This is a genomic window from Thermogemmatispora sp. (assembly GCF_042408735.1).
GTDB lineage: Bacteria > Chloroflexota > Ktedonobacteria > Ktedonobacterales > Ktedonobacteraceae > Thermogemmatispora.
In genome coordinates, this window is sequence record NZ_JBHOQV010000065.1 from 1 (window position 1) to 11,787 (window position 11,787).

General features: G+C 58.4%; 4 protein-coding genes. All 4 read right to left on the minus strand.

Annotated elements, in window-relative coordinates:
* Positions 1–2,479: 2,479 nt before the first annotated feature.
* The 4 genes from ACFMO7_RS05060 to ACFMO7_RS05075 all read right to left on the minus strand — a co-directional run bounded on the left by ACFMO7_RS05060 (position 2,480) and on the right by ACFMO7_RS05075 (position 11,269).
* Positions 2,480–4,231 (minus strand): hypothetical protein, encoded by a 1,752-nt coding sequence (locus ACFMO7_RS05060; RefSeq protein WP_376794425.1) that lies wholly within the window; start codon positions 4,229–4,231, stop codon positions 2,480–2,482.
* Positions 4,232–4,342: 111 nt separating this feature from the next.
* On the minus strand, positions 4,343–5,146 hold the full coding sequence (locus tag ACFMO7_RS05065) for a thioesterase II family protein (RefSeq protein ID WP_376794426.1): 804 nt from the start codon (positions 5,144–5,146) through the stop codon (positions 4,343–4,345).
* On the minus strand, positions 5,143–5,358 hold the full coding sequence (locus ACFMO7_RS05070) for a hypothetical protein (protein ID WP_376794427.1): 216 nt from the start codon (positions 5,356–5,358) through the stop codon (positions 5,143–5,145). Before ACFMO7_RS05070 ends, ACFMO7_RS05065 begins: the two co-directional genes overlap by 4 nt.
* A 502-nt stretch (positions 5,359–5,860) precedes the next feature.
* Positions 5,861–11,269, minus strand: a complete 5,409-nt coding sequence (locus ACFMO7_RS05075) for an MMPL family transporter (RefSeq protein ID WP_376794428.1) — start codon at positions 11,267–11,269, stop codon at positions 5,861–5,863.
* Between the last annotated feature and the right edge of the window lie 518 nt (positions 11,270–11,787).

Below are 11,787 nucleotides of genomic sequence, written 5' to 3' on the forward strand. Positions count from 1 at the left end.
CGAGATAAGATGAGCTCTGCTGTGGTCAAAACGAGGATAGAGCTACGGCTGACATGGGGGAAACCAGAGCAAAACGGGTGGATAGAGAACGTACCTGCCTTCCAAGCAGGCTGTCGCGGGTTCGAGTCCCGTCTCCCGCTCCTCCTGTAGGGCTATCGTCTCGCTATACCTCTTCACTACTTGGCTTGGGCCTTGTTCCGAGGTCGAGAGGGTGTGAGATGAAGCTTTACTCACCTGTCAGGATCTCCGGAGCGGCTACCTGCCTCCCCCAGAAATGAGGGGAGCTTTCCGCCCCTTTCCTGCAGACAAAGGTGCTGCCTCTTCCCAACGTGCCTGGCATCCTGCCCGTATCTGGCGGCGATTTCTTGCCCTCCTCTCTTGCTGACAAAAGTGTTCCCTCTTCCCAATTGCCTGGCATCCTGCCTCTACCTACCAGTATCTACCAGCGACTCCTTGCCCTCCTCCCTTCTTGACAAAAGTGCTCATCAACCCCTCAGGCACTAAGCACTTGTCTCTCTCGAGAAATTCCCTTTTCCCTTCCTGGTGTTTCGGTCACCAAAGTGTTCACCAAACGCTCGGGCAAGGATCCACCACTGGAACTGTGTCTGACGACATTCTACCCTCTCTTTGGGAAGAATACAATAGAGGTAGGTGTCCTCATTACGACAGCGAGAACTTTCGATCTCTTTGGGGGTCCTGGCAAGGACGTGCTTTTCTCCTACCCTCTCGCTTCCAGCGCCAGCGGGCCATGCCTGGCCGCAGGCCCCTACTCGTGCCTCCGGTCCTTCCTCGCTCTTGCCACCGTCCTTCCGTGAGCCTCCCTCTGTCTTCCCACTTCCTTTCCAGCGGCTTCCTGCTCCGATCGGATAGGCTGCTCCCCACGCAATGCAGGCTAGACAGCCCGTTCTTTCTGGCCATGGGACCGAAGGACCAGCGAACGCAGGTTCATTCTCCCTTCCAGCCAGGGCCTGGGGAGCGCACCATGTGCTGGCCAGTGATATTTGTGCCGATCAAGCCACCGCCCCTGGCCTAACACCGCTCCTCGACCGGACCATGACCGGACGATCTCGGAAAGCAGGCCCTGTTCCTCCATTGAGCAAGGTGGGTCCCCAGGGAGACGCTCGCGTGCACTGCCGGATCTTTTGGCCCTTCTTCCTGCAGACCCAGGCAGGGGCAGCCGCAGGACCCAGGGGATCATGCCTTGTTCGTACATCCAGGCACACCCTCTGGTCTCTGCTCTGCAAAGCCAGGGCTAGCTGATCCGGATGGTCAGGGTCGCGCTGGGGCTATGGTCTGCGTCTGGACTTCAGGTTCGAGGACCATCTTTCCTCAGTCGTCAGAGAAGGCGATTTGCTCTCATCCTTAAGGCACACGTTCCTAACGCGCACGCGCGTTCTCGCTTGCCAGTCCAGCTGGGGGCTGCTGCCTCTCCAGAGCACCCAGAGCCACCGTCGTTCCCCACCAGACCCCTTCCTGTCCTCTTCCTATCGGACTATGAGGACGAGGTACCCGTCTGCGCCCCGATGGCACCTTCTCGGGATGAACCGTGACCGGACCACATGTCTTTCTACCGGATTCTGGAAGCGTTTCAGACGCGACTGGTGCGGGAGAAGACAATTGCTGTCTCACGTTCGTGGGACACCTCGGGCGACTGCAGGAACCCGACCGGCCGCTGCTGCTAGCAGCGGAGGTCACAGGAGACAGCCAGGGAGTGGGCTTTGACCTGAACGAGAGGCATGCGCTGCTGGCCATTGATGGCCACCAGCGAGTGCTCTTCCTCTGTAGGCATCAACGTCCAGAACTGGCGCACGGTGAAGAGGCGGAAGCCATGGCAGCGGCAGCTAGCAGCCTCCAAGGCACAGCACCAGGACACGGGCCGTGTCTGGTGAGCGCTGCAACGGCATGGCAGCAAGCCAGAGCACCGGATCCCGTCCAGACCGTTGCCTAGACACGGGAGCAAAACGCCTCGTGGGCCACTGCAACAGTACTGGCCTTTGGACGGCTGCAGGTGCCCTCGCCGCAGAACGAGCCGATCCACGGATGGTCCCTGCTGCCGCAGCTTGCGCTGTGGCAGTGGGAACCGATCCGAGGGAGGCAGAGCAGCAGGCCCTTCTCCCGGGCCTGCGGATGGCGAAGGTGAGTCTGGCCTCCCCTCTCCAGACCTGCTCCTGCGTGGACAACGGGGGAAGCACTGCCGACATGCTTTCACCTGCCCACTCTGTGGGTTCCAGGAGCATACTGCTATCAATGCAGCCCACACTCCAACACTTGCAGGCGCGCTTTCCTGTCCTACGAGGCAGTCAGCTACCGTCGAAGGAGCCTTGAAGCTCGGGCCAACGAGGCTGCGAGCAACCTCATGACTTGAGCCAGGAAGCGATTGACCTGGATCAACACTCCTGCTACAGAGATCATTCCCGCGCTGGGGAAACTGCTCTGAGGGGAATGATCGCCAGCCGCTGGAGCTGACTCACGACCCAGGTCACTCCCCTTGCACCCGCCCTGTCGTTGGATCTTGCTGTCCAACATAGGCCGTGTTCGCGTTAATCACCATGTCATTCAGTAACGACAGCGCCTTCTCCTGTCGCAGCTGAGCATCGCTCATGCTGACAAGCTGAAGGGCATCCTGGCGGATATGCTGCATCAGGAGCCTAACGACCTGCAATGCTTTGTCTACGCTTGTCGCAATGTATTGCTGAGCACCGGTATGCCCAGGTGCATTGACCAAGCCGCTCAAGTGCAGGCTGATATGGGCAAGATAGCTGGGGAGAACTTGGGTGGGAGCGAGATCAAGGAGACCAATCCGGCCCGCTTTTGGATCAACCAGAATGGGAGTACCGCTGGGCGTATCCTGCCCGACATAGGCAGTGCCGTCCAGGTAGTCAAGGACCCGAATTACTTGCCGGCGAAGCAATGCCGTATGGGTTCCCGACGCCCAGTCATCTCTTGCTGCACTTGACCACTCCAGGAGCTTTTCGCTATTACGATAGAGCCATAACGAGAGCCCTCCAGAGAGACCAATCTGTTGCAGCTCAGGATCTTTTGCTAACAAGTGGCGTAGGTGAGAGAGGAGGCTATAGTGCAGTTCATCTCCCGGTGTGGGCGTATCAGAAATTGCTCCAAGTACACGCCAGGTTGACGAGTCAAGCGCTGGCGTGATTGGATGGCTGGTAGCATCTTCCTCGGTCACGAGCAAGCGGCTATACTGCGCTAGCAGGTTTGTATGGTGGGGACTGCTATAGGTCAGATGGATCCCCTCTCTCCTGCTCCCTGCTGAGAGCCTACCCAGTAGCAGCGGTGCCGTCTGGTCGTCCGCTTGGTCGGGGAGTAGCCAGAGATCATCGACTTTACCTGTTGGTACTGCTGGGAGGGAATACAGATCGAGGGTGATGACATCATTAAGCCCTCGCCTCCCTAGAGGGTCGAGTTGACTACTATTGCTGAAGCTCACTGTCCCTACGAACGTTGGAACAGTGGGTTCTGTGAACCTCGTTGAAGGTATGGCCTCCAAGACCAGCGACAGGATCAGCATCAGTGCCATCAGGATCACTCCAATGAAGACAAGGAGAGCTAGCTTTGCCCTTTGGCGCAGAGAAACACTTCCTCGGGCCGTGCGCTGCCCGTCGTGTCTCTGATTCGTGTGGGTCTTCTCTGCCAACGGCGTTTGATCTGCGAAGCCCCAGCTCTCCAGACTCAGAGGGCCGCCCGTGTTGCCCATCTCGCTCTCCCCTGGCTCCTGATCTTGATCCAGGTTGAACTCAGAGGCAGAGGGAGGCGTTGGCAGCTCTGCCTCTGGGTGAGTCAACAGCACGTTGACGCTATGCTTGGGACTAGCTGTTCCACCTGATGACTCATCCTGTAAAGCAGTAGATGGTGGCAAGGCCCAGCTGGCGATTGCCTGCTCCAAAGAAGGAAAGAGCGCGATCCCATACCGGTCAGCGAAGTGGGCAAGCGTCTCCATGCGACCACCGGACGCGACGATGCCTACGATGGGCGGCGATTGCACCAGCTGGAGCTGTGCGACGTGCTCAATCCAGCTCGGCAATGGACCTTGGGGAAGCGTGAGAATGACAGGACGCTGTTGTTGGCTGATTCCTGCCAGAACGGTCTTGATCGAATCCTCTGGCTCGACCTGGAGCAGGGTCAATACTCCCGGAGCAATCATGGTCGCCATTTGTACCAGGTCCTGCTGTGCGCTCTCTGTCAAGAGCGCATGCACATCATCTATCTGCATACGGCTCCTCTCTTTCTTCTCTTGCATACCTTACAAGGGAGTCACTGAGCAGATCTAGAAATGCTGTCATCGCCGCACGGGAGCAGAGTTCGTGTCAGTGCGTATCTGTTCCTACGCCTTGCAACACATCCTGATAATCTGCTCCAGCAGGAGGGCACGATCTCTGGCGGATGCATCACGCACAAAGAAATGGTCCCCTGGAAATTGCTGAAGCCGAAACGTGCTCTGCGTATGCGCCTGCCAGGCTACCAGTTCAGGAAGGCCCACTAACACATCCTGTTCCCCGCCACAGGCCATGATTGGGCAGTCGAGAGCAATGTCAGGAACATAGGCATAGGTTGCTTCCAGAAGCGCGTCGGCCCAGTGCTTGGGGAGGATGACCGGCAGGAATCGCGAATCGGCCAGGATGTATTCAGGTGTTCCCTCCAGGGAGCACACATGCTCGATCACTTCCGCATCGTGGAAGTGTTCTGTGCCTTCAAGGGGATGTGGACCTGGCAAGTGAGGGGCGCGACAGGAGGCAATGCAGAGTGCCGCTGGGGACAGCCCATGCAGTGTGGAGAGCGCTCGCACCAGCTCAAAGGCGATCAGCCCTCCCAAGCTGGCGCCAAAGAACGCAAACGGTCTGTCCAGCCAGGGAAAGAGTGGAGAGGCGGAGAGCGTTGCCGGAACGAGCGTCTCGATCAGCGCTGGCATCGAAGTGAACAAGGGGCGCTCACGTACACGGTGAGCACGACCGGGCAGCTGTATCGGACAAATTTCCAGGTGATCACGCACTGCCCCTGGCAAGAGGTCAGGCCAGCGCTGAAACAGGGTATGATCGCCGCCAGCATAGGGAAGACAGAACAAGCGCAGTGAGGGCTGTTCAAGACGCCGCGGACAGCGCACCCACTGCCTAGAGTCCAGAGAGATCATTGCGGCGCCTCCTCAACGCTCCTGCTACTGAGAATCGCTTGGGCCTCTTGATAACGGCCGATACAGACCCAGCGTTGTCCGTGTTGACCACGGACTAGCGGCCCGAAGTGTCGAAACGAGGAACACCAGAGGAAAGGATTGACCGCGACTGCTGGCTCATCAAGCTGACGACGAAGGCAGGTATGGAGCGTCGCTCGTACAAGTGTCTTCAAAGAGAGACTCCTTGATACTCCAAATCAACACACTACAAGGAATGATCGAGGAGAGCAGAAGGAGGAGGCCAAGGCTTTGCGCTCTCCAAGCAGCGACATCGCAGCCGCTCCTCTTTGCATCCTGCTCCTTACTTGAGATGGCCTGAGTCGCTGCGCACGCCCTTCTAAGGAATGGATCTCACAAGCAGGTGGGAACACTCCGGAGAAAGAGATGACTGGATCCCACTCTCCTCTTCCCGCCCCCATCGAAGCGAGAAGGATAAGCGAACGTGAGCACCTATTGTATCACGACAAGTGACCTTCTTACTGTAGCAGAAGTTTACCATTCATGTCAAAGAATACTCTATTTCATGACATATAAACCAATGGTAGACGAATGTCATACCTTTGTGGAATATACTGGGCGAGTGGTGATGGTGTCAGCGTTCAGGCAGTAATGGAGCCTCATAGAGGTCACCGATTGCTCTTCTACAAGAGCGAACTGGAACAACGATGACTCAGATCATAGCGCTCCTCCCTGCTGGTGAGGGGACAGTTGTGCCTTAGAGACTTGTCGCTGTACGATTACCGTCGCCAGCCGAAACAGGGTAGGGTGTTCAATGATATCCTCTGGATTGAGACGAACCTTGAGTCGTTCCTCTATTGCGCTCAGCAGGACCGCGAGAGCTTGTGGATTCCCGCCGCTCTCAAAGAAATGTGAGGTTCCTTTGATATGCTCTTCCGGTTGTTCCAGGATTTGAGCGAAGAGCTGTACGAGCACCCGTTCCACAAATACCTGTAGCGAGACATCCTGCTGGGATTTGCTCCAAGAGGCGGGCAGACTGGAACGTGTTCCCCTCGATGCTTGCGTGGAGCCGGGCTGTCCACTAACAGGGGGTGGCGGAGCGGAGGCAAGGAGCCTGCCGAGTCCAAAGTGGGGGAGCCACCAGTTCAGTCTCCCCATGATCTGCATGGTCGCCGGAACGAGCAACGAGCGAATGATGGTCGCATCGATGAGGACGGAAGCAGTAATCCCAAAGCCAAGTTCCTTAGTCACAATCAGCGAAGTGAGTAAAAACGAGCTGGAGACGATGACGAACAGGAGGGCGGCACTGGTGATGACGCCTCCCGTCTTTTCCAGCCCCAGAGCCACTGCCTGGCGATTGTCCTGCGTTCTCTTCCACTCTTCGCGGATACGTGTGAGCAGAAACACCTCGTAGTCCATCGAGAGTCCAAACAGAATGCAGAAGGCCAGGATGGGAATAAACCGGTCGATGAACCCGTCGGCACGAAACCCCAGAATCTCTTGGAAGTGTCCCTCCTGGAAGACAAAAACGAGAGCACCATACGCTGCCGCGACCGAGAGCACGTTCATCAGAATGGCCTTCAGTGGCAAGAACAGGGAGCGGAAGGTGAGCAAGAGCAGCGCATAGGTCGCGACCAGGATAAAAATGCATGCTCGACTGAAGTTCCCGTAGAGCGTTCGGTTGAAATCCAGATCGACAACGCGCGCGCCGCCAACCAGTGTCACCAGATCCTGCTTCCTGTCGAGCGGGATGGTGCGCAAACGATCAATAAGCGCCTGATCCGCGCTGGTGCCGGCAACTGTGTTCGCCCGCACGATGATCAGCGTGGTGTTGCCTGCAGTGGTAGATGCCACCAGCGAGCGAAGCGGCTGAAGGTGCTGGTAAGCACCTGTACGATAGAGAGAGATGAGCTGTTGCAGTGAGAGCGCAGGCGCGCCAGCAGGAAGCCGTGTGAGGCTCGTGACCGCAGTGACATGGGCCTGGCTAGCGATCCAGCGCGTGAGCGCGTCAACGCGGCGCAGATTCGGTTCGGTCAGTGGGGAGGTGCCATCTTGCGTCTGGACGATGACGTAGATCGGATTCTCGTCCAGATCGGGGAACTGCCTCTGCAGAAGAGCGAGACCCTGCCGCGCTTCTGACCCCTGCGGAAGTGCTGCGGCACCTGGAAGCCCCGGATTGAGGGAGAGTGCCGGCCAGCCCAGGACGACGAGCAGGACTGCCACCAGGGCAATGATGGGGAGTGGCCTGCGCATCACCAGGAGCGCCAGGTTTCGCCAGAAGCCGGACCGCTGCCCCTGTACGCCGTTTTCCACACGCCGCACGGCCAGGCGCAGGCGAGCAACCCCAGGGACGCGCAATGCATTCACCCGAGGCCCCAGGAGACTCAGAAGCGCCGGTAGGAGGGTGAGCGCTGAAAGGTTCGCCGAAAGAGCCACAGCAATACCTCCTACCGCAAAGCCAGTCATGACGGGGAGGCCGATGAAGAACAGACCGGCAAACCCAATGATGACTGTTGCTCCGCTGAAGAGGATCGCCTCACCTGCTGTCGCGATGGTCGTCGCTACCGCCTCGGATATCGCTTTCCCGCCTGCCAGCTCCTCACGGAAGCGACGCAGGAGAATGAGGCTGTAGTCGATAGCGAGGCCAAGTCCGATAATGCTCGCGACGCTCTGCTCGAAAATGTTGGACGGAACGTGCAGAGCCACCAGGTAGATGATGGCGAGGGATGTAGGCACTGCAACCACCGCCAGTATCAGGGGCAGGGCACCAGCGACAATCGTTCCAAAGACCAGCAACAAGATCAGCAGTGTCACGGGCAGAGCGATCAGCTCCGCCTGCTGGGTGTCGGCCTCCGTGTCGAACTGGATCTCGGAGGCTGTGGCAGCCTCTCCTGTAAGAAAGACCTGCGCGGGACCAGAAGCAGCCGTGGGCAGAAGCCTGCGCAGGTCGGGAATGCGACTTGCCACCAGGTCTTTGTTCTGATCAAAGGCGAGAGCGACAAACATGCTGCAGCCATCCCGTCCCGGACCGCTCAACGTTACCTGGGTGACATGGGGAAAGGTCTTCGCGCGGGCGACAAAGCCGTTCACTTCTTGTTGGTAGGCCGGGTCAGAGACGCGCGAGGTCTTGGCCTGGAACACGACCAGCACCTGCGTTACTGGCTGGTGGAGCATTGAGCTGAGAATCTGGTCAACCCGATGGGACTCGCTCTGTTGGGCGAAATAGCCGCTATTCTGTAGCACCGATGGGGCAAGGCGAGCGAAAGGAAGAGCCGCGCAGAGAATGACAAGCCAGAGGACAACCGTCGCCCAGCGGAAGTGGTAGAGTAGGCGCCCATAGGTCAGGAGGAGGGCCGAATAAAAGGGATGGGACGTGGTCACATGAGATGGCCGCGACCAGGGAGCGATCACGCAGCGAGAATCTGGGGCAGGCACGCTAGGGACCCGCACCCCGGGCCCCTGTATTGCCGGCTGGAGGGGATGGACGTCTGGTTGAGCTGCGCTACTTGCCATGGAGGGTGCTTGCCTGAGCGTTCTGTCGAAGAAACCGAGGACTTTGCTGGCGTAGGCCCTGCTGTCAGTCAAAAACCCCTGGATGTGCTCTGTGTGTGGAATCAGCCAAAGGGTCTTTGGGGCATAGGCGGCTTGATACAGATGCATAGCGTCACGTGGATCGACAATGGTATCGTCTTCTCCATGGATCAGCAGAATCGGTCGGGGAGCGATCTGTCCGATGACACGGACCGGCTCGACCTGGTGGAAGTGATAGCCGGCGCGCAACCATAAGAGGTGGTCTGTAACCCAGCGCAGCAAGCCAAGCATCCAGGCAGGAAGGTGTGCAGAGAAGCGCAGGGTGCGATGCACTGCGAGTTCGACCGCGCTCCACTGGGTGGCGAAGGCACTATCAGCGACTAAAGCCTCAACCTCTGGCGCTTGGGCACTCCCCATGATGGAGATAGCGGCCCCCATCGAATAGCCTAACGCTCCCAGACGCGCATCGGGAGCACGCCTTCGGGCATAGTCGATGGCTCCCAGGAAATCGTTGACTTCTCGATACCCCAGCGTCACAGGGATTCCAACCAGTTCCCCATGCCCATAGCACTCGAAGGCCAGTACGCTATGGCCGGCCTGCCAGAGATGCTTACAGACTCCCAGCACATCCGTGAGCGCACGTCGGTAGCCAGGGCAAACCAAGATCACGGTCGATGCCTGGGGGCAGGAGATATAGAGGCCACGAACCTGGTAGGTATCTGTTCCTCCTCGTGGAGGGAAGTATACCTCTTCTGCTGGTAGGTCGAGAACAAACGGGTTCAACGGAACAAACTCGCGACGTTTCTTGGGGCGAGTTAGCCGGGAGACGATGGTAGAGGCCACTCCCAGGTAGAGCGCCGCCCCGACGACTATGACTATGATGAGGATCAGTAGATCCACTATGCAGAAGCGGAGCCAGAAATCGCCGGATGAGAAGCGATGCCGGGCAGGGTGCCCTAGAGCCACGGGGAGACCGATCAGTAAGGAGAGCGCGAGGAGAACCGTTCCTATGATCGACCTACCGGATTTCGCCGCAGCGCAATGATCTGGGGCTGCTGGCCCATCACCATGGTAGGCTTGGGCTCGCACAGGCGCTGGCGAAGTGCCTGGCGGCAGCGCCGTAGCAGGCAGAGGGGCTGATCTGGCTGAAAAAGCGGCTCCACAGGTCTCTAACAAGGAGCGGGGAATGAGCCAGACTCCCTCAGCTGCCAGAGCACACACGGGAGCCATGCCATAGATGAACGCCTGGCGCAGGAAGAGCACGATGACCAGGATATTAGCAGGCTGCAGGCTTCGCACGATCAGCGTGCTTCCCAGAAATACAGCTGCCAGGAGCGCCTCCTGAGCCGTGATACGCAAGGCTCGTTGCCATCTCTGGCGCTGGCGAAGCTTGGGAGTTCGTAGGAACACCCCTCTCTGGCGACACAAGGCTGTCAGACAAGCCAGGCAGGTGATCCACGAAAGCGCCGAGAAGAAGAGGAGAGCTCCGATTGCCTGGGAAAGCCTGCAGCCGGTCGTTTCACGCAGTCCCCAGATCATCTGGCTACTCCTGGTCAGGAGGAGGAGCAGTGGAATCAGCCAGATGCGCTGCAGGGCCGCGAAGACGTGAGGTTCTTCCAGTAGAGAGAAGGCAACCGTGACTGCCAGCAGCAGTGTAGAGAAAAACGACACTACTTCAATCAGATACTGGAAGCCGATGCCCAGATAAGAGAGGCGTTGTGTCAGCGTCAAATGGTACCGTGCCGGTGAAGACAACCCCAGCAATGGTCTCCAATGCTTCTTGAGTAGTTGCATGGTGCCAAAGGCCCAGCGAAACCGTTGTCTCTTCAGGGCCTCGAAGTCGAAGGGCATGAGCCCAGCTCCATAGCAGCGGTGAACATAGACACCTCGCCAGCCTTTTCCCAGCAGGCGAACAGATAACTCGGCATCTTCTGTCACACAGGTCTCGTCCCAGAGGCCCACCTGCTCCAGGCTACTGCGCCGCACGAGTCCCATGGTGCCTGTGCAAAGGAGGCTGTTGCGTTCACGCCGACTCGTCATGTACATCGCGAAAAAGGTCTCGTACATGTAGTTCAACCCTTCGAAATAGGGGCTGCCCTGCCAGGCGCGATAGTGTTGGGGTGTTTGAACAAAAGCCACGCTCGGATCGGCAAAGTGTCGCACCACTGCCCGTAGGAAATGGGGATGGACTAGATAATCAGCATCGATGACCGCAATCAGTTCTACCCAGTCTGGCAGGCGCCAGGTCCCTTCATTGAGGGCGCCCGCCTTGAAACCTGGCCACTGCTCTAGATGAAGAAACTGGATGCGCTGGTGATAGCACTGGCAGAGACGTGCAATTGGCTTCCAGGTAGCCGGGTCGGGCGTATTGTTATCAATCACCTGGATCATCCACCGGCCGGGATACTGCTGCCGTAGTAGTTGCTGGATGGTACGGGCTATTAGCTCAGGCGGTTCGTTATGGACAGGGACCTGGAAACAGCAACCTGGCCAGCGGGACGGTTCTGGCGCCGCGAACACGCGATCGCGCTCAGGGAAATGGCGTCTGCCAAGCACGGCCAGCAGATCGACTGTCAAAGGAAAGGACGCTACCACAGAGAGGGCCTGACTTCCCCACACCAGGCTCCCAAGGAACAGGGAAAGCCCTGATGACCGGAGGAGAACCCATCCCAGAGAGAACAGCATGGCAATCGCCTGTTGTACTAGGCACGCCGCGTACAGACAAGCCCAGGCTTTCCAGACACTGCGCCGATGTAGTCCAACGAGCCAGACCAGTCCAGGCAGCAGTGCTGTTCCCAATAACCAGAGCTGATGGAAACCCAGAGCGGCGGCGCCTCCTGCCAGAGTAACGAGTGCCGTAGGGACGACCCCAGACACCTGGAACGCTCGCACGAAGCGTGGCATTATCCCTAGCAGGGCAACGAGAGTCGCCAGAGTAGTTGTCACGAGCAATGGTTCGATCCAGGCGGGCATGAGCATTGGAACATCCTTTCTCTCTCTCCTCACTGGGAAGGCTCTTGCAACCAGTGGCCTCTTCCCTACAGGGCTGTCAGCTTGCTCGTTGGGTAGGTCTGCAGCTACTCCTGAACCGATGAATGCCTGGGATTGCCTGG

Bases quoted from the DNA above. Each gene is read 5' to 3' on its own strand.
- ACFMO7_RS05060 (WP_376794425.1), bottom strand. From the start codon at position 4,231: ATGCAGATAGATGATGTGCATGCGCTCTTGACAGAGAGCGCACAGCAG.
- ACFMO7_RS05065 (WP_376794426.1), bottom strand. From the start codon at position 5,146: ATGATCTCTCTGGACTCTAGGCAGTGGGTGCGCTGTCCGCGGCGTCTT.